The organism is Streptomyces thermolilacinus SPC6 (assembly GCF_000478605.2).
GTDB lineage: Bacteria > Actinomycetota > Actinomycetes > Streptomycetales > Streptomycetaceae > Streptomyces > Streptomyces thermolilacinus.
Window position 1 is genome coordinate 2,255,316 of the sequence record NZ_ASHX02000001.1, and the last position, 18,598, is coordinate 2,273,913.

Below are 18,598 nucleotides of genomic sequence, written 5' to 3' on the forward strand. Positions count from 1 at the left end.
CGCCCGGCCCTTCGTCGTACCAGCCGTCCTGTCCGCTTCCGGACGCGTCGGGCCAGGTCAGGTCACGTCAGGCCGCCGAGCGGTACTTGCGGACGGCCAGCGTGCGGAAGACCACGATGATCAGCAGCGACCAGAGGACGGAGGCCAGCACCGGGTTCTGCATCGGCCAGGCGTCCGACTGCGTCACACCGGGGTTGCCGAACAGCTCGCGGCACGCCTGGACGGTCGCGCTGAACGGGTTCCACTCGGCGACGTGCCGCAGCCAGGGCGTCATCCGCTCCGAGTCCACGAACGCGTTGGAGATGAACGTGACGGGGAACAGCCAGATCAGCCCGCCGGACGTGGCCGCCTCCGGGGTCCGCACGGACAGGCCGATCAGCGCCCCGATCCACGAGAAGGCGTAGCCCAGCAGGAGCAGCAGCGCGAACGCGGCCATCGCCTTGGGCAGGCCCTCGCTGGCCCGCCACCCGACGAGCAGCGCGACGACGACCAGGACGACGACGGTCAGCGCCGTCTGTACGAGGTCGGCCAGCGTCCTTCCGGTGAGGACAGCGCCGCGCGCCATGGGCAGCGACCGGAACCGGTCGATGAGGCCCTTGTGCATGTCGTCGGCGATGCCCGCGCCCGCGCCGGCAGTGGCGAACGTGACGGTCTGGGCGAAGATGCCGGCCATGAGGAAGTTGCGGTACACCGACGGGTCGGTGGTGCCGCCGATGTTCATGGACCCGCCGAAGACATAGCTGAACAGCACCACGAACATGATCGGCTGGATCAGCCCGAAGATGACCATCTCGGGAATCCGCGACATGCGGATCAGGTTGCGGCGGGCGACGACCAGCGAGTCGGTGAGCGACTGGACGACACCGCCGCGCGGGCGGGGCGCGGCGAGGCGCGGGGCTTCGGTGGCGGCGGTCACTTCACGGGCTCCTTCCGGGCGTCGGCGGTGGCGCCGGGCGCGTCGGGGTCGTCTGAGTCGTTCTTCCGCTCCGCCGCGTGGCCGGTGAGGGAGATGAACACGTCGTCCAGGGTGGGGCGGCGCAGCCCGATGTCGTCGATCTCGACACCGCGCGCGTCCAGCTCGCGGATGACCTCGGCGAGCAGCTTGGCGCCGCCGGTGACGGGCGCGGTGAGCTTGCGGGTGTGCTCCTCGACGGCGACGGAGCCGCCCCGGCCGAACCCGGCCAGCACCTCCCGGGCGGTGGCGATCTCGCCGGGCGTGTGCACGACCAGTTCGACGCGCTCGCCGCCCGTACGGGCCTTGAGCTGGTCGGCCGTGCCGCGGGCGATGACCCGGCCGTGGTCCACGACGCAGATCTCGTGGGCGAGGTGGTCGGCCTCCTCCAGGTACTGCGTGGTGAGCAGCATCGTCGTGCCGCCCGCGACGAGTTCCTGTATGACCTCCCACAGGGCCTGCCGGTTGCGCGGGTCGAGGCCGGTCGTCGGCTCGTCCATGAACATCACGGGCGGCGAGACGACGAGCGCGGCGGCCAGGTCGAGGCGGCGGCGCATGCCGCCGGAGTACGTCTTGGCGGGGCGGTCGGCGGCGTCGGCGAGGCCGAAGCGCTCCAGCAGTTCGGCGGCCCGCTCCTTCGCGGCGCGGGAGCGCATCTGGTAGAGCCGGCCGACCATGTGGAGGTTCTCGCGGCCGGTGAGGTACTCGTCCACGGCCGCGAACTGGCCGGAGAGGCCGATGGCGCGGCGCACCTCGTTGGGGTGCTTGAGGACGTCGATCCCCGCGACGACCGCACGGCCGCTGTCCGGCCGCAGGAGCGTGGTGAGCACGCGCACCGTGGTGGTCTTCCCGGCGCCGTTCGGCCCGAGGAGACCGAGGACGGTGCCTTCGGGGACGTCGAGGTCCACCCCGTCCAGTGCTCGTACGTCGCCGAAGGTCTTCACCAGACCTTCCGCGTGAATGGCGCCTGGCATGTAATCGCTCCCGAGTTGGGCGTCTTTGATGTGGTTTGGCCCACCACAGCTTAGAGACGGCATGCCCCCGCGGCCCGGTGAACCTATGAACTGCGCCACACCGTAACGCGATATATCGCGTCTCGCAACGCATTTATTCGTACGCGGATACGGAGCCGGAGCCTCCGCCCGTACGCCCCGGGCGGGCCCCGGGGAGCCTGCCGCCGCCCGCCCCACCCGGGTCCGGCGGGCGGCGGGCAGCAGGCAGCAGGCGGGCGGCGGGCGGCGGGCGGCGGGCGGCGGGCTCAGCCGAGCACCGTGTAACCGGCCTCCCCCAGAGCGCGCATCACCTCCGTGCAGTGCTCCGGGCCCTTGGTCTCCAGGTGCAGCTCCACCTCGACCTCCGTCAGGCCGAGGCGCGGGTCGGTCCGGACATGGCCGACGTCCAGGACGTTGGCGTCCACCACCGTCAGCACGCCCAGCAGGTTCGCCAGCGCGCCCGGCCGGTCCGGAAGGCGCAGCCGCAGGCTCAGGTACCGGCCCGCCGCGGCCATGCCGTGCCGCAGCACCCGCTGGAGGACCAGCGGGTCGATGTTGCCGCCCGACAGCACGGCCACCACCGGCCCGTCGAACGACTCCGAATCCGACAGCAGCGCGGCGACCGGGCTCGCACCGGCCGGTTCCACCACCAGCTTGGCGCGCTCCAGGCACAGCAGCAGCGCCGACGACAGGGCGTCCTCCGACACCGTGCGCACCTCGTCCACGACCTCCCGGACGAGCTCGAACGGCACGTCCCCGGGCCTGCCGACCATGATCCCGTCCGCCATGGTGGGCCCGCAGTCCACCGCGACGGGCCGTCCCGCCGCCAGCGAACCCGGGTACGCGGCGGCCGCCCCGGCCTGCACGCCGATCACCTTCACATCGGGCCGCAGCGCCTTCACCGCGACACCGATGCCCGCCGCCAGTCCCCCGCCGCCCATGCCGACGACGATCGTCCGCACCTCCGGGCACTGCTCCAGGATCTCCAGACCGACCGTGCCCTGACCGGCGATGACGTCCGGGTGGTCGAAGGGGTGGATGAACACGGCGCCCGTGTCGCGCGCGTACGTCTGCGCCGCCGCGAGCGTCTCGTCCACGACCTGCCCGCGCAGCCGCACGTCGGCGCCGTACTCGCGGGTCGCGGCGACCTTCGGCAGCGGGGCGCCGACCGGCATGAACACCGTGGAGCGCACCCCGAGCAGCGAGGACGCCAGCGCCACGCCCTGCGCGTGGTTCCCGGCCGACGCGGCGACCACCCCGGCCGCCCGCTCCTCCGGCCGCAGCCCGGAGATCCGCACGTACGCGCCGCGCAGCTTGAACGAGCCGGTCCGCTGGAGGTTCTCGCACTTGAGGTGCACGGGGGCGCCGACCAGACCCGAGAGGTACCGGCTGCCCTCCAGCGCGGTCGTCCGGGCGACCCCGGACAGCATCTTCTGGGCGCCCCTGACGTCGTCGAGCATGACGGACCGAGCGGGGCGAAAGGTGCGGAAGCTCATGGCAGCAGTCTGGCAGCTCGGGAAGAGGGCAACGGGTTCGTGCAGCTCCGGTACGGACGGGCGGCACTCCGCGTACTCTGTCCCCCACCGAACCCGACCGCCGCACGAGAGAGCCCCCAGCCATGCCCATTTCCCAGGACATGACGACTGATCTTGACTCCGGTCTCCTCGATGCCCTCCAGCACCAGGTGGCCGTCTTCGCCCGGCGGGCCGAGCAGACCCGCCTCGGCGGGACCGGCCAGCTCCGCAACTCGATGGACCGGGCCGCGTACCTGCTGCTCAACCGCCTCGACCAGGAAGGGCCGATGGGCGTGAAGGCGCTGGCGGCCGGGATGGGCATCGATTCGTCCACGGTGACCCGCCAGGTCGCGCCGCTCGTGGACACCGGCCTGGTGAAGCGCACCTCGCACCCGGAGGACGGCCGAGCGGTCGTCCTCCAGCTGTCTCCGCGCGGCCAGGCCCGCCTGGAGGAGGTGCGCTGCTCCCGCCGCGACCTGATGGCGCGGGTGACCGAGGGGTGGACGCCCGACGAGCGGGAGGCGTTCTGCACGCTGCTGACCCGCTTCAACTCGGCGCTTTCCGCACGCCAGTTGGGCCTCCAGCCGATCGACGAGGAGCCGGTCCGGCCCGCCTGACCCGCGCTCCGGAGCCGGTCCGAGCCGGGCGACTCCGTGCAGGGCTCTTGACCGGGTCGCGCGGCTGCCCTCAGATGAGGAGGTGGCCGCAGACGACTTGGGGTTCGCCGCGTTCGCGGCGGGAACGGCGGGGCGGCTGCTGCACGTCGCGACGCTCCTGACGAGCGAGCCAGCGCAGCCGCCCGGCGCGAATCCGCACGCCCAGCGGCTGCTGACGGCCGCGCTCGGCATGACGTACGCCCACTGGGAACGGCTGCGCGGCGACGACCCGTACGTGGACGCGCGCCGCGAGCTGGCCGGGCGGTTCGCGCGCGAAGCCCGGCGGTTCCGGCGGGGGCGCGGCGGCCCGCTGTCCCGGCTCGCCCCGCGCGAGCGGCTGGCCGTGGTGCTCACCCTGTACGAGGGCCTCTACGACGAGCAGGCGGCCGCGCTGATGGGGCTGTCCGAGGAGCGCGTACGGGAACTGCGCCGGCGCGGGGTGGGCGTTCTGCGCAGCACCCCCGCGCCCCCGCCCGTCACCGCGCCCGCGTCCCGTGAGGGGGCGGCGGCGTGAGCGGCCGCCTGGACCACAAGGAGCGGGAGGTCGTCCGGCTGCTGGCCAGGGCGGCGCGGCCGCGCGTCCCGGCCGGTCTGCCGGAGCGTGCCCGGGCGTACGGGACGCGTGTCCGGCGCCGGGAGCGGTGGCGGCGGTGGGCGCTGTGGCTGCTGCTGGCCTCCGGGGCCGTGGCTTTCGGGGTGTGGGCGTACGCCGTGGAGCCGTGGGCGGCGCCGCCCATGAGGACGACGCCGCCGCTGGAGCCGTGGTGACCGGCCGGGTCAGCCCAGCGCCTGGCGCAGGTCGGCGAGGAGGTCCTCGACGTTCTCGATGCCGACGGAGAGCCGCACCAGGTCGCCCGGGACCTCCAGCGCGGAGCCCGCGACGCTGGCGTGGGTCATCCGGCCCGGGTGCTCGATCAGCGACTCGACGCCGCCCAGCGACTCGCCGAGCGTGAACAGCCTGGCCCGGTCGCAGACGGCGACGGCCGCCTCCTCGCCGCCCGCGACGCGGAACGACACCATGCCGCCGAAGCCGCGCATCTGCTTGGCGGCGACCTCGTGGCCCGGGTGCTCCGGCAGGCCCGGGTAGAGGACCTGGGTGACCTTCGGGTGCTCGGCCAGCATCCGCGCGACGCGCTCGGCGTTGGAGCAGTGCCGGTCCATGCGCACGGCGAGGGTCTTGATGCCGCGCAGCACGATCCACGAGTCGAAGGGGCCGGCCACCGCGCCCATCGCGTTCTGGTGGTACGCCAGTTCCTCGCCGAGCGCCTCGTCGGCGGTGATCAGCGCGCCGCCCACCACGTCGGAGTGGCCGCCCATGTACTTGGTGAGGGAGTGCACGACGACGTCCGCGCCGAGCGCCAGCGGCTGCTGGAGGTACGGGGAGGCGAAGGTGTTGTCGACGACCAGCTTCACACCGGCCGTGCGGGCCACGTCGGCGAGGGCCGCGATGTCGGTGATGCCGAGCAGCGGGTTGGACGGCGTCTCGACCCAGATCGCCTTCGTGCGGTCGGTCAGCGCGTCCCGCACCGCCGCCGGGTCGGAGGTGTCGGCGACCGACCACTCGACGCCCCAGCGGGAGGCGACCTTCGCGAACAGCCGGAACGTGCCGCCGTACGCGTCGTTCGGGATCACCACGTGGTCGCCCGGGACGAGCAGGGCGCGCAGCAGGCAGTCCTCGGCGGCGAGCCCGGACGCGAAGGCCAGGCCCCGGCGGCCGCCCTCCAGTGCCGCGAGGTTCTCCTCCAGCGCCGTACGGGTCGGGTTGGCGCTGCGGCTGTACTCGTAGCCGCCGCGCAGGCCGCCCACACCGTCCTGCTTGTACGTGGACACCTGGTAGATGGGCGGGACGACCGCGCCGGTCAGCGGGTCGGCGGTGTTGCCCGCGTGGATGGCGCGGGTCTCGAAGTTCTGGTGGGTGTGCTCGTCGGTCATGGGCCCGAGCGTAGTGCGGCACGCGTGTCCGGCGCGTACCGAAGCCGCGGAGCCGCCGCGTCCGGCGCGCACGCGGGGGCCCGGGTGCCGCGGGGGCCCCGGCGCGTGGGCCGCCGGGGGTGCGGGGGCTTCGGACGGCTGTCCCGTCCGGGACAATGGGCCCATGGTGGAATTTCTCTGGTTCCTGTTCGCCGTCGGCCTGATCGCCGCGGTCGTCGCGCCCTGGCTGCTGCGCCGCCGCTCCGGCGGTATCCGCCTGGCCGAGCCCGGCTCGCCCGACGCCGCCGACCCGCTCGCGTACGGCTTCGTACGGCAGGAACTGCTGGACGTGCGGATGCCCGGCCCGGACGAGGACCTGATGGAGGTGCTCGACGTCGTCCAGCGCACCCAGGACTGGCGGGCCGCGTCGCAGTTGCTGGCCGGCACGCCCAAGGAGGGCGAGGTGCGCTGGCAGCGGATCCAGGCGTTCGCGGGCGCCGCGTCGCTGGAGCTGGCGCAGCAGCCCGGCGTGGGCGGCGCGTGGCTGCGGACCTGGCGGGCCGAGGCGCCGAAGGACGCGGGCGGCGCGGAGGTGCACGCCGAGTTCCTGGTGCAGCAGGCGTGGCGCACGGCGGCGGTCGGCACCGACGAGTTCCGCATCATCCTGGAGGAGGCCCGCTCGGTGTGCGAGGAGGCCGCGCTCCTGGCGCCGGGCGACCCCGTGCCCTACATCGTCGAACTGGCCGTCGCGCGGGGCCTGGGCTACTCGCACGAGCGGTTCGACCAGGTGTGGGCGAAGGTCATCGACCGGAACCCGCAGCACATGGGGGCGCACATCGCGGCGCTGCACTACTGGTGCGAGAAGTGGCACGGCTCCCGCGCGGACGCCGACCGGTTCGCCCAGTCCGCCGCCGCCCGCGCCCCGCAGGGCTCGCTGCTGGCCGCGCTGCCGCTGTTCGCCGTGTGGGAGCACGTGGACGACCTGACGATGGTCCGGGACTTCTACGGGACGCAGGTCGTGTCGCGGGCGATGGAGGGCGCGCTGTACGCGGTGCACTCGGCCCGCCCGGACGACCCGATGCTGGCGCACGTACGCCATCTGCTGATCCACTTCCTGGTGGGCGCGCAGCGCTGGAACGAGGCGATGCAGCAGATCGTCCACGTGGACGGGCACGTCGGGGCGCTGCCTTGGACGACGAGCGAGGACCCGGCGGCGGAGTACGCGGTGTACCGGGCGCTGGCGGTGGCCGGGTACGAGGCGAACGGCGGCAGCCCGGCGACGCTGCCGCGTTGATTTTCTGGCTCGTTCCTCCCCTGGTCTCGGCTTCGCTCGACCGGGGGACCCCCACCGGGGCGCTGTGAGCGGGTGTCGGGAGGGCGGACGTGCTCACCGCTTCGCGCCTCCGCGCGATCACCCTCCCGACACCCGCGCCCCTCGGCTCCATGAGCGGTGCAGCGACTCCCGCTTAGAACACAGTTGCGACCGACGCCGCTGGTAGGCGATACTCCGCTTCCCCCCACGCCTCTTTGTCATGCCTCTTTCCATCCCGTGGGGGGACTCTGCCCGATGGGCGCTTCCGTGCGCGCGCTGCGCGCCCTGCTCCTGCTCGCCGGCTTCTATCTGCTCGGCATCGCCATGCTCGCCGTCCTGGCCGGCCTCGACTGGGCCGCCGCCGTCTGGGCGCCCAGCGGCGTCGCCGTGAAGCTGTACGTGGTGAGCGTGCTGCTCGCGATACCGATCGTGCGGGGCATGTTCATGCTCCGCACCCCCAAGGACGACGGCGCGCACGGCGTCCTCGTCACGCCCGAGCAGGAACCGCGCCTGTGGCAGGCCGTCCGCGAGCTGGCCGGGCAGGTCGGCACCCGCGCGCCCGACGAGATCCGGCTGACCGCCGACATGAACGCGGCCGTCAGCGAGGACGCCCGCCTCATGGGCCTGCTCGGCGGCACCCGCCGCCTCTACCTGGGCCTGCCGCTGATGGCCGGGCTGACGGAGGCCCAGCTGCGCGCCGTGCTCGCCCACGAGATGGGCCACTACGGCAACTCCGACACCCGCCTGGCCGCGATCACCGTCCGGGGCCGCGTCCAGGTCGCCCGGACCATCGCGCACTTCGAGGAGCGCGCCGGGAGCAAGGTCGCCAAGGAGCGCGCCCGCCAGGAGAAGAAGAACGAGAAGAAGCTCGCCAAGGGCAGGAAGGCCAAGGAGGTCGACACGACCGGCGTCGGCCTCACCTACCGGGCCATGGCGAAGGTGTACCGGGCGTACGGACACTTCTACCTGCGCGCCACGCTGGCCGGCTCCCGCCGCCAGGAGGTCGCCGCCGACCTGGCCGCCGCCCGGATCGCGGGCCGCGACGCGACCGCTTCCGCGCTGCGCGAGATCCCCGCGCTGGACTCGGCGCACGACTTCTACCTCAACGCGTACGCCACCCTCGGCGTCGGCGCGGGCCTGCTGCCGCCGCCGGGCGAGGTGTTCGGCGGCGTACGGCACCTGCTGGCCGCGCGCCCCGGTGAGCTGGCGGAGCTGCGCCGGAACCTGCCGACCGAGCCCGCGTCCCCGTACGACTCGCACCCGCCGATCGCCGAGCGCGTCGCCCGCCTGGAGGCCCTGCCCGACGACGGCCGCGCCTCCGAGCCCGCCGGGCCCGCGCTGGGGCTGCTGGCCGACCCGGGTACGGCGATGGTCGCCGTGGAGCACGCGGCGCTCACCCCGGAGGCGCTGCGGCTGCGCCGCGTGGACTGGCCCGAGCTGGTGCACCTGTCGATGACGGAGTACTTCGCGCAGGAGGCCGAGCCGCTGCGCCGGGCCACCGCCGAGGTGACCGGCGCCGACGGGTCGCTGGACGCCCTGCTGAACGCCCTGGACCTGGGCGTCGGCTGGGAGATCGCGGAGCGGCTGCCCAAGTCGGAGGAGGCCGGGTCGGCGAAGGGCCGCGCGGCCCGCGAGTTCGCCCGCCCGGTGCTGCGCCGGGGCCTGTCCCGGATGGTCGCGGGCGAGCTGATCGCCCGGGGCACGGCCCGCTGGGAGCTGTCCTGGTCGGAGTCGGCGTCCCTGCGGTTCCCGCCCGGCTACGAGGACGAGCTGCCGGCCGCGCTCGACGCGGCGGTCGCCGACCGCCCGGACACGTCCCCGCTGCGGCAGCTGCTGGCGACGGTCTGACCTGCGGGCACGGCGACCCCGCCCCGCCCCCGTACGCGCCCCACTCCACTCACTCACCCCCCAAAGGCCCCACCTGTGAAAATCCTGCTCTGGGTCGTCCTGACCCCCATCGCCCTCATCGTCCTGGTGGCGGGTGTGTACTTCCTCAAGGCGATCATCGAGGGCGCCATCGAGGGCTGGCGCTCCGACCCGGAGGCCGAGGAGGCCGCCGCGAAGGCCGCCGAACGCGTCGCCGCCCTGGGCCTGCTGCCGCCCGAGCGGCAGCACACCGAGCTGTCCGCGCCGGAGCCGCGGGCCATGACCGTGGCCGTCGCCGCCGCCCGCGCTGGCGACTGGGCACCGGCCGCCGCGCTGCTGGACGGGACGGCCGCGGCCCGCGACTGGGAGCAGCGCACCGCGTACGTGGAGAAGCTCGCCGACGTGGCCGCCGAGGACGACGCGTGGCTCGCGGCCTGGGAGGCGGCCCGCCCCGACGACCCGGGTGCGGCGCTGCTGCGGGCCCGCAGCTCGGTGTTCCTGGCATGGAAGGTACGCGGGGCGAAGCGCGCCCAGTACACGTCGAGCGAGCAGTTCGAGGGCTTCCACCGCACACTGGCCCGCACCCGGCACGAGCACGCGCGGGCGGCCGAGCTGGCCGTGCCGGGCGACCCGTCGCCGTACGTGGGCGAGATCTGGACGGCCATCGGCCTCGGCTACCCGCACGAGGAGATGCACCGGATCTGGAAGGACATCACCGACCGGGCCCCGCACCACTACGAGGCGCACTTCTCGGCGCTCCAGTACTGGTGCTCCAAGTGGCGCGGCTCCGAGGAGCTGGCGCGGGCGTTCGCCGTGAAGGCGGCGGCCGGGGCGCCTCCGGGCACGCTGATGAAGGCGTTCCCGCTGATCGCGCACTTCGAGCACGACGACTCCGACTCGGCGGACGTGGACCGTACGCCGGAGATGTACGCGGCCGTGGACGCCGCCCTCGCCGACGCGGCCGCCGCCGACCCGGACCACCCGAGGCTCGCGGAGGTGCGGCACCTGCTGGCGTACTACCTGTACCTCCAGGAGCGCTGGGAGCCCGCCCTGGAGCAGTTCCGGCTGGTGGACGGGTATGTGGGCGCGCTGCCGTGGCGCTACCGGGGCGACCCGGCGGGCGAGTTCTGCCGGATGCGCGACGAGTCGGCGGTCAACGCGGCGGACGCGGGTGCGATGGAGGCCGACGCGTGAGCGTGGAGATCACCCGCGCGATCGTGATCGCCGTGGCGGTGGCGGTGGGCCTCGTCGTGTACCGGCGGATCATGGGCGCCCCGGAGTCGGGCGGCTCGGCGAGGGCGGAGCGCGAGGCGCGAGCGCTGGGCCTGCTGCCCGCGTCGCGGCAGAACACGATGCTGGCCGCGCCGGACCCCGAGCTGGAGCGGGCGCTGGTCGCCGTGTCGGCGCGGGGCGACTGGGAGCCCGCGGCCCGGCTGATGGCCGCGACGCGGGAGCGCCGGGACTGGTCGCGCCGCTCCTGGTACGCGTCCGTGCTGGGCGACGTGGCCGCCGAGGGCGACGGCGTGTGGCTGGAGGCGTGGGAGGCGGCCCTGCCGCAGGACCCGGACGCGGCCGTGGTGCGGGCCTCGTCGACGGTCTCCCTCGCGTGGCTGCTGCGCGGCGGGGCGTGGGCGAAGGACACGTCGGCGGAGCGGTTCGCGGGCTTCTTCGAGGTGCTGCCCCGGTCGCGGGGCGAGGTGGCGCGAGCCGCCGAGCTGTGCCCGGAGGACCCGACCCCGTACGTCATCGAGATCTCCACCGCGCTGGGTCTGAACTACCCGCACAAGAAGATGCACCGCATCTGGCAGGAGATCACCGACCGCGCCCCGCACCACCCCGGGGCGCACCGCTCGGCGCTCCAGTACTGGTGCGCCAAGTGGCACGGCTCCGAGGAGCTGGCCGTGCGGTTCGCGCGGGTGGCGGCGGACTCGGCCCCGCCGGGTGCGCTGCTGCGCACGCTGCCCCTGCGGGCCTGGTGGGAACACCACGACGACAAGGCGAAGGCGCGTGACTACCGGGCGCCAGAGCTGGTGGCGCTGGTGGACGCGGCGCTCGCGGACGTGGCGGCGGCCCGGCCGGACCACCCGGACCTGCCGGGCGCGCGGCACCTGCTGGCGTTCTTCCTGACCCGGCAGGGCCGCTTCGAGGCGGCGCTGGAGCAGTTCCGGCTGGTCGACGGGTATGTGGGCGCGTTCCCGTGGGGCTCCTACCCGGACCCCGCCGCGGTCTACTGCCACTGGCGGGACAAGGCGGTACGCGGAGCGGGCGGCCGCTGAGGAATCCTCCGGGGGCCCGGGGCGTTCTCCCGCAGAGCCCCCCTTCCGGAGGAGACCCGTCATGTTCCAGTACCGCCGTACGCCCGAGATGCCGCTGCCCGAGCAGGCGCTGAGGGGCCGCCCGGAGCCGGAGTTCGCCCTGCCGGACCGGCACACGGTCCTGGGCACCCCGCTGCTGGGCCCGTACCCGGAGGGCCTGGAGGTGGCCGACTTCGGCCTGGGCTGCTTCTGGGGAGCGGAGCGGAAGTTCTGGCAGACGCCGGGGGTGTGGACGACCCTCGTCGGCTACCAGGGCGGCTACACGCCGAACCCGTCGTACGAGGAGGTCTGCTCGGGCCTGACCGGCCACACGGAGGCCGTCCGCGTGGTGTACGACCCGGCGGAGGTGTCGTACGAGACGCTGCTGAAGATCTTCTGGGAGTCCCACGACCCGACCCAGGGCTACCGCCAGGGCAACGACGTGGGCACCCAGTACCGCTCGGCCGTCTACACCCACACGCCCGCCCAGGCGGAGACGGCCCAGGCGTCCCGCGAGGCGTACCAGCGGGTCCTGGCGTCCTCCGGGTACGGAACGATCACCACGGAGCTGCTCCCGGCCGACGACCGCCCGTTCTACCCGGCGGAGCCGTACCACCAGCAGTACCTGGACAAGAACCCGGCGGGCTACTGCGGCATCGGCGGCACCGGCGTCTCCTGCCCCATCGGCGTGACCCCGACCGGGAACTGACGGCCGGGCCCCGCCCGTCCCCGGGCGGCGGCACCTCCCCGCGCACCGCCCGTCCTCGCACCGCTCCCCGGACGGCCGGACCGGGCGGCCCGACGGACCGGACGGCCCTACAGGCGGCCCTCGGGTCCGACGGCGTCCTCGCAGTCATCGCAGAGGGTCAGCTCGACGGGCCGGGTCTCGCGCAGCGCTCCGGCACCGCCGCAGCGTTCGCAGACGTGTGCGCTGAGGGCCGTGAACGCGTCGACCAGCGCGTCGAGCCTGTCCGCCTCGTCGTGCGTCCAGTTCCCGCCCGGCTTCCACGGCCGGGGGAAGGCCTGGAACGCCAGGACGGCCCACTTCTGCTTCACCGCGAGCAGCTCGTACTCGGGGAACTCCGCGACCACCGCCTCGTGGCACCGCAGCACGAGCGGGTGCCAGCCGGGACCCACGTCGACGTGCCATGCGGGGTCCCGGAAGTGCCCCCGGTACGGGGCCGCCGGGGAGGCGTCGCCGGGCGCGGGACGGTCGGGCACCGGGGTCTCAGGACTCCGGTGACTGGGCCGCGCGGATGGCGGCCGCCGTCTTCGCGGGGTCGTAGCCGTCCGGGACGCCGTCGATGAGGAGGACGTCGCCCTCCATGTGGCGGGTGCGCAGCGGCAGCAGCGCCTGGTAGTCCTCGGAGGCGTACCAGCGGCGGGCGTGGTCCAGGGACGGGAACACGATGATCACCGGGGACTGCGGCCACTCGCCCTCCAGGACCTCGCGCTCCGGGGCGCCGTGCACCAGGAAGCGGCCGCCGAACGGGTCCAGCGTGCCCTGGACGCGTTCGATGTACGTGAGGACCTCGTCGTGCAGCGTCTGCGCGGGTCGCAGGTTGCCGATGGCGTACGCGGGCATGGGCGCCTCCTGAAGGTGAACGGCCGCTGGTGGGGGGCCTGTTGGGGTCAGCCTGTCAAAGAGTGCGGCGCGGCGCGAGACGTTTCCCCGGTGACCGCCCGGGGCGGGGCGTGGGCGGGTACGCGAAAGGCGGCGACGCTCCCTCTCGGGGGCGCCGCCGCCTTCATGGACCAGGGGTGCGGATCAGAGGGCCGAGCCGGCCTTCCAGTCGGCCCAGTTCATGTTCCAGCCGTTCAGGCCGTTGTCCGGCTTGATGGTCTTGTCCTTGGAGTTCTTGACGATGACCACGTCGCCGATCAGCGAGTTGTCGTAGAACCAGGCGCCCGGCTGGTTCGGGTCGCCGGCGCCCTTGACGTCGTTGAGGCCCACGCAGCCGTGGCTGGTGTTGACGTTGCCGAAGACGGAGTCGGCGCCCCAGTAGTTGCCGTGGATGAACGTGCCGGACGTGGAGAGCCGCATGGCGTGCGGGACGTCCTTGATGTCGTACTCGCCCTTGCCGTCGTCGTCCGTGAAGCCGACGGTGGCGCCGTTCATCCGGGTCTCCTTGAACTTCTCGGAGATCACCATCTGACCGTTGTAGGTCGGGTTCTCCGGGGAGCCCGCGGAGATCGGAATCGTCTTGACCGTCTTGCCGTCGCGCTGGACCGTCATGGTCTTCTTGGCGACGTCGACGGTCGAGACCTGGTTGCGGCCGATCTTGAACGTGACGGTCTTCTGCTGGACGCCGAAGACGCCGTCGGCGCCCTCCACCCCGTCGAGCTTCAGCTTCAGCGTGACCGTGGAGCCCTCGGTCCAGTACTGCTCGGGGCGGAAGTCGATGCGCTGGGAGTTGAACCAGTGCCCGACGACCTCCTGGCCGCTGGACGACGACACCTCGATGCCCGCCTGGACGGCCTTCTTGTTGGTGATCGCCTTGTTGAAGTTGATCGACACCGGCATGCCGACGCCGACGGTCGAGCCGTCCTCGGGCGTGAAGTTGCCGATGAAGCTGTTCGCCGGGGAGACGGTGGTGAACGACGAGTTCTCATGGGCCTCGCGGCCCTGGGCGTCCTTCGCCGTCGCGGCGATCTTGTACGTGGTGGCGCGCTTCAGCGGCCCGGAGGGCTGCCAGCTCTTGCCGTCCGCGGAGATCTCGCCCTCGACGGCCGCGCCCTCGTTGGAGGTCATCGCGACCGAGGTCAGCGTGCCCTCGGCGACCGTGACCTTGGCGTCGTTGTTGATCGACGCGTTGATCGCGCCGTTCTTCGGGGTGATCGATATTCGGGCCTGCGAGGTCTTCTCCGCCGCCGCCTCGTCGACCTGGGCCTGTGAGTTCTTCGGACTCTCACTGCTGCCGTTGGCGGCATCGGCCTCGTCGCCGCTGTTGCAGCCCGTGAGCACCAGCACACCGCTGAGCAGTGCGGACGCGGCCATCAGGCCTCTGCGCCGCTTACCGTCCGTCATCACACGCTTCTCCATCGTCATGGAATCCCTGCCAACACTCCCCTTAACACCCATGACACCCCCTCCGGTTCCACATCGGTACGGGGTGTGGGGAACACCACTGACCGACGCACAGGCGTGCCGCCCGGTTCCCGGGTATGGGGTGGCCCCGGACACACGCACACACGTGCGGGACCCGGGGCCTTGAAGGGTGTCACATATCCGGCTCAGCCGTCCCGGCCCTCGCCCCCGTCTTCTTCCCCGTCCTCGGCGTCCAAGTCCTCCTCGTCGAGGTGCCAGGCGTCCACGTCCGGGTCGTAGTCCGCCTGCTCGCTGCTCCAGGACGCCTGGACGAGCTCCACCCCGGGCACCTCGCCGATCAGCTGGAACGGCTCGACCAGGTACGCGAGGGCTTCCGCTTCGTCCTCGCGGACGGCCGCCCCGGCGTGCGCACGCTCCTCCTCGGGCATGAACTCGTCGTCCTCGATCCGTCGCAGAGCGGCGTCGGTCAGCTCGCCCCTCTCGGTCACCTCCAGCACCAGGTCCACCCGAAGTCGTACATACCGTGAGGTCTCAGAAGCGCTCATATGACGGAGCGTAAGGCGCTCGCGGCCCCGGCTTTTCCGCGACCCGCTGTGTTCACTAGCATCGGCGCAACACCCAATTCTCGATTCCGCAAGGGGATCTGAATCTGTGTCCGTCGCACGCCGACCTCTGCTGACCGCCACCGCCGCCGGGACGCTGCTCGGTGCTCTGTGGTTCGTCCCCTCGGCGAACGCCACCGGTGAGGAACCGGCCGCCGCGCAGTCCCGCCAGGCCGCCACGGCCCTCCACGCGAGCACCGCCAGCGGGGACCGGACGCCGCCCCAGGGCGGGGCCGGGCAGGAGCTTCGCCTCGCCGACACGGGCGCGGGCGTGGACACGGCGCCGTACGTGCTGGGCGGCTCCACATTCCTGGCCGTCGGGATCGGCCTGGTGACCTTCGCGATACGGCGCGGGGCGCACGCGCTCTGACGCGTACGCCCCGAGGGAGACGCGCTCCGACGCGTACGCCCCCCCCCCCGGGGGGGCCGCCCACGAAGGCGGCCCCGCGTGACAGGGAGCGTCCGGCCCGGCCGTTACGCCAGCGGGCCGGTCACCGGCTCGACCGCCGCGACGACGCCGCCGTCCCGTACGAAGACGTCCGCCGCCTCCAGGTCGGGCGCGAGGAACCGGTCAGGGCCGGGGCCCCGCACGCCCGCCGCGCGCAGGGCTTCGATGACCGCGCGGGACGCGGGCGCCGGGGTGAGGCCGTGGCGCAGCTCGATGGCCCGCGTCGCCGCGTACAGCTCGACGGCGAGGACCCGGTTCAGGTTGCCGATAGCGGTGCGCAGCTTGCGCGCCGCCGACCAGCCCATGGACACGTGGTCCTCCTGCATGGCGGACGACGGGATGGAGTCGGCGGAGGCCGGTACGGCGAGCCGCTTCATCTCGCTGACCAGCGCGGCCTGCGTGTACTGGGCGATCATCAGGCCCGAGTCGACACCGGCGTCGTCGGCGAGGAACGGCGGCAGGCCGTGGCTGCGGTTCTTGTCGAGGAGCCGGTCGGTGCGGCGCTCGGCGATGGACGCCAGGTCGGCGGCGGCGACGGCGAGGAAGTCCAGGACGTACGCGACGGGGGCGCCGTGGAAGTTGCCGTTGGACTCCACGCGGCCGTCGGGCAGGACGACCGGGTTGTCCACGGCGGCGGCCAGCTCCCGCTCGGCGACGAGCCGGGCATGGGCCATCGTGTCGCGCCCGGCGCCCGCGACCTGCGGGGCGCAGCGCACCGAGTAGGCGTCCTGCACGCGCGGCGCCTCGTCGGCCTGGAAGTGCCCGACGAGTCCGGAGCCCTCCAGGACGGCGAGCATGTTCGCGGCGGCGTCGCCCTGGCCGGGGTGCGGGCGGATGGCGTGCAGCTCGGGCCGCAGGACCTTGTCCGTGCCGAGCAGCGCCTCCAGGCTGAGCGCGGCGGTGACGTCGGCCGTCTTGTACAGCTTCTCCAGGTCGGCGAGGGCCATGACCAGCATGCCGAGCATGCCGTCGGTGCCGTTGAGGAGCGCCAGGCCTTCCTTCTCGCGCAGTTCGACGGGGGCGATGCCGTGCTCGGCGAGCAGCTCCCCGGCGGGGCGGACCGTGCCGTCGGGGCCCTCGGCGTCACCCTCCCCCATGAGGGCGAGCGCGCAGTGCGAGAGCGGCGCGAGGTCGCCGGAGCAGCCGAGGGAGCCGTACTCGTGGACCACGGGGGTGATGCCCGCGTTGAGCAGGTCCGCCATGGTCTGGGCGACCTGCGGGCGTACGCCGGTGTGGCCGGACGCGACGGTCTTCAGGCGCAGGAACATCAGGGCGCGGACGACCTCGCGCTCGACGCGCGGGCCCATGCCCGCGGCGTGCGAGCGGACGATGTTGCGCTGGAGCTGGGCGCGCAGCTCCGTCCCGATGTGCCGCGTGGCGAGCGCCCCGAACCCGGTGGACACGCCGTACACCGGCTCGGGCTTGGCGGCGAGGGCGTCCACGGTCTCCCGGGCGCGGGCGAGGGCGTCGAGGGCCTCCGTGGAGAGCTCGACGCGGGCGTTGCCGCGGGCGACGGCGATGACGTCGGCGACGGTGGTACCGGACGTCCCCACCACGACAGTGTGCATATCCATATTCAGCAGCCTACGGACTGAATCGCAACGTGTCACTACCCCATCGCGCGACCACTCCTTACCCGAGAGTGACCACCGCGCCGCCCGTCGCGCCCCGATCGCGACCGCCCCTGAACGGCCCTGATCCACCCCGACTGGCCCTGACCGCTCCCAGGGCCCTGCCTGACCACCCCGGTCCGCCCCCGATCCCCACAGGACCGGTCCGATCCGCGCCGGCTGGCCCCCGCCTACCTCTCCGGCCCCCGCTCACCTCTCCGGCCACGCGTCGCGGAACCGGCGACGGTCGCGCGACGCGGTCGGCGGCGCGTCCGCCAGCCGTACGACCGCCCCGTCCCGCCCCGCCACGACCGGCTTCGGGGAGCGGGCCGCCTTCGCCCGGTACTGCGCGGCGTCCGCCAGCCGGAACAGCCGCCGCGCCGAGCGCACCGGCCCGATCGGATCGCCGGTGGACGCCACCCCGCAGGCGACGCCCTCCCCGAACTCCAGCTCCCCGGCCCGTACGCACAGCTCGTCGGCGACGGCGACCACCTCGTCCGCCTCCGGGCCGACCGACACGATGCAGAACTCGTCGCCGCCCAGCCGCGCCGCCAGCGCGCCCGGCAGCCGGGCCCCGGCGCACGACAGCACCGACCCGAACCGCTCCAGGAGCCGGTCGCCGACGGCGTGCCCGTGGGTGTCGTTGACGTCCTTGAGCCCGTTCAGGTCGCACACGACCAGGCTGACGACCGAGCCGTCGGTGAGGAAACGATCCACCGCCTCGTCCAGCCGCGTGTCGACGGCCCTGCGGTTGGCGAGCCCGGTCAGCGGGTCCGTGAAGGCGAGCTTGCGGACCTCCTCCAGCCGCTCGGTCTGCGCCAGCCCCGCCGCGACGACCGAGGCGAGGACGGTCGCGAAGTCCGCGTCGGCCCGGTCGAAGACGGGCGCCCCGACCGGGCGGGCGACGTACAGCTCGCCCCACGCCCGCCCGTGCAGCACGATCGGCGCGACCACACAGCACCCGCGCCCCCGCCGCCGCAGCGCGGCGACCCTCTGGTGCGAGTAGCCATGGGGCGTGACCGGGCCGCCGTCGGCGGTCTCCACCCACGCGTCGGGCTCGCCGCCGCCCGCCCACCGCTCGTGCAGGAACTCGGTGATCTCCGAGAACTGGTGCACCGGGTACGCCTCCGCGTCGGGGAACTCCTCCTCGCCCGGCGCCCGCTGTCCCGCGTTGACGAGGACCTTCAGCCGACCGAGGTCCCGCTCCCAGACCGAGAGCGCCGCGAACGTACCGTCGAGCGCCTGGCACGCGCCGAGCGCCGCGGCCCGCCAGCACTCGCGCGGAGTGTGCGCCGCCGCCATCCCCTGCGCGAGCGCCACCACGGCCCGCAGTCGGACATCCTCACCCATTCCCTTAGCTTAGGAAGGAATCGGTACTTTCAACCCACGAAC

At 73.5% G+C, this 18,598-nt stretch carries 19 protein-coding genes; 9 read left to right on the forward strand and 10 right to left on the reverse strand.

What is annotated here, in order from left to right; genetic code table 11:
* Positions 1-67: 67 nt before the first annotated feature.
* From J116_RS09285 to ilvA, 3 genes are all read right to left on the reverse strand, one after another.
* Positions 68-916 carry an ABC transporter permease gene (locus tag J116_RS09285; protein ID WP_023586815.1) on the reverse strand — a complete coding sequence of 283 codons (849 nt, stop codon included), beginning with the start codon at positions 914-916 and terminating at the stop codon, positions 68-70.
* Positions 913-1,926, reverse strand: coding sequence for a daunorubicin resistance protein DrrA family ABC transporter ATP-binding protein (locus J116_RS09290; RefSeq protein ID WP_023586816.1), 1,014 nt, complete (start codon positions 1,924-1,926; stop codon positions 913-915). Before J116_RS09290 ends, J116_RS09285 begins: the two co-directional genes overlap by 4 nt.
* 284 nt (positions 1,927-2,210) lie before the next feature.
* Positions 2,211-3,440, reverse strand: a complete 1,230-nt coding sequence (ilvA, locus tag J116_RS09295) for a threonine ammonia-lyase (protein WP_023586817.1) — start codon at positions 3,438-3,440, stop codon at positions 2,211-2,213.
* A gap of 122 nt (positions 3,441-3,562) precedes the next feature.
* Between ilvA and J116_RS09300 the strand changes: the two genes are divergently transcribed.
* The 3 genes from J116_RS09300 to J116_RS09310 all read left to right on the forward strand — a co-directional run bounded on the left by J116_RS09300 (position 3,563) and on the right by J116_RS09310 (position 4,882).
* Entirely contained in the window at positions 3,563-4,075 is a 513-nt protein-coding gene (locus J116_RS09300; protein ID WP_023586818.1) for a MarR family winged helix-turn-helix transcriptional regulator, read from the forward strand.
* A gap of 82 nt (positions 4,076-4,157) precedes the next feature.
* Positions 4,158-4,628: a sigma factor-like helix-turn-helix DNA-binding protein gene (locus J116_RS09305; RefSeq protein WP_037946588.1), complete on the forward strand. Its 471-nt coding sequence runs from the start codon at positions 4,158-4,160 to the stop codon at positions 4,626-4,628.
* Positions 4,625-4,882, forward strand: coding sequence for a hypothetical protein (locus J116_RS09310; protein ID WP_023586820.1), 258 nt, complete (start codon positions 4,625-4,627; stop codon positions 4,880-4,882). The genes J116_RS09305 and J116_RS09310 overlap by 4 nt, the downstream gene beginning before the upstream one ends.
* 9 nt (positions 4,883-4,891) lie before the next feature.
* Here the strand turns inward: J116_RS09310 and J116_RS09315 are convergent, their stop codons facing one another.
* Entirely contained in the window at positions 4,892-6,046 is a 1,155-nt protein-coding gene (locus J116_RS09315) for a cystathionine gamma-synthase (RefSeq protein WP_023586821.1), read from the reverse strand.
* Between the two features lie 166 nt (positions 6,047-6,212).
* On the opposite strand from J116_RS09315, the gene J116_RS09320 reads away from it, so the two are divergent.
* From J116_RS09320 to msrA, 5 genes are all read left to right on the forward strand, one after another.
* Positions 6,213-7,319 carry a hypothetical protein gene (locus J116_RS09320; protein WP_028963867.1) on the forward strand — a complete coding sequence of 369 codons (1,107 nt, stop codon included), beginning with the start codon at positions 6,213-6,215 and terminating at the stop codon, positions 7,317-7,319.
* A gap of 273 nt (positions 7,320-7,592) precedes the next feature.
* Entirely contained in the window at positions 7,593-9,185 is a 1,593-nt protein-coding gene (locus tag J116_RS09325) for a M48 family metalloprotease (RefSeq protein ID WP_023586823.1), read from the forward strand.
* Positions 9,186-9,260: 75 nt separating this feature from the next.
* Positions 9,261-10,397 carry a hypothetical protein gene (locus J116_RS09330; RefSeq protein WP_023586824.1) on the forward strand — a complete coding sequence of 379 codons (1,137 nt, stop codon included), beginning with the start codon at positions 9,261-9,263 and terminating at the stop codon, positions 10,395-10,397.
* The gene (locus J116_RS09335; RefSeq protein ID WP_028963868.1) at positions 10,394-11,479 is read left to right on the forward strand and encodes a hypothetical protein; all 1,086 of its coding nucleotides are present in this window, start codon (positions 10,394-10,396) and stop codon (positions 11,477-11,479) included. Before J116_RS09330 ends, J116_RS09335 begins: the two co-directional genes overlap by 4 nt.
* Before the next feature lie 61 nt (positions 11,480-11,540).
* Positions 11,541-12,206 carry a peptide-methionine (S)-S-oxide reductase MsrA gene (gene msrA / locus J116_RS09340; RefSeq protein WP_023586825.1) on the forward strand — a complete coding sequence of 222 codons (666 nt, stop codon included), beginning with the start codon at positions 11,541-11,543 and terminating at the stop codon, positions 12,204-12,206.
* 107 nt (positions 12,207-12,313) lie between these two features.
* On the opposite strand, the gene J116_RS09345 is transcribed toward msrA, so the two are convergent.
* The 4 genes from J116_RS09345 to J116_RS09360 form a co-directional block, all read right to left on the reverse strand.
* Positions 12,314-12,718 carry a hypothetical protein gene (locus J116_RS09345; RefSeq protein WP_023586826.1) on the reverse strand — a complete coding sequence of 135 codons (405 nt, stop codon included), beginning with the start codon at positions 12,716-12,718 and terminating at the stop codon, positions 12,314-12,316.
* Positions 12,719-12,725: 7 nt separating this feature from the next.
* Positions 12,726-13,082, reverse strand: a complete 357-nt coding sequence (locus J116_RS09350; protein WP_023586827.1) for a DUF1330 domain-containing protein — start codon at positions 13,080-13,082, stop codon at positions 12,726-12,728.
* A gap of 183 nt (positions 13,083-13,265) precedes the next feature.
* Positions 13,266-14,540 (reverse strand): L,D-transpeptidase, encoded by a 1,275-nt coding sequence (locus tag J116_RS09355; RefSeq protein ID WP_028963869.1) that lies wholly within the window; start codon positions 14,538-14,540, stop codon positions 13,266-13,268.
* Positions 14,541-14,731: 191 nt separating this feature from the next.
* Entirely contained in the window at positions 14,732-15,091 is a 360-nt protein-coding gene (locus tag J116_RS09360; RefSeq protein ID WP_162850450.1) for a hypothetical protein, read from the reverse strand.
* 106 nt (positions 15,092-15,197) lie between these two features.
* Here J116_RS09360 and J116_RS09365 point away from each other — a divergent pair, with 106 nt between their 5' ends.
* Positions 15,198-15,518: a hypothetical protein gene (locus J116_RS09365; RefSeq protein WP_023586830.1), complete on the forward strand. Its 321-nt coding sequence runs from the start codon at positions 15,198-15,200 to the stop codon at positions 15,516-15,518.
* 104 nt (positions 15,519-15,622) lie between these two features.
* Here J116_RS09365 and hutH read toward each other — a convergent pair whose 3' ends face one another.
* Positions 15,623-17,164: a histidine ammonia-lyase gene (gene hutH / locus J116_RS09370; protein WP_028963870.1), complete on the reverse strand. Its 1,542-nt coding sequence runs from the start codon at positions 17,162-17,164 to the stop codon at positions 15,623-15,625.
* A 252-nt stretch (positions 17,165-17,416) separates the two neighbouring features.
* The gene (locus J116_RS09375; protein WP_023586832.1) at positions 17,417-18,556 is read right to left on the reverse strand and encodes a GGDEF domain-containing protein; all 1,140 of its coding nucleotides are present in this window, start codon (positions 18,554-18,556) and stop codon (positions 17,417-17,419) included.
* Positions 18,557-18,598 lie beyond the last annotated feature (42 nt).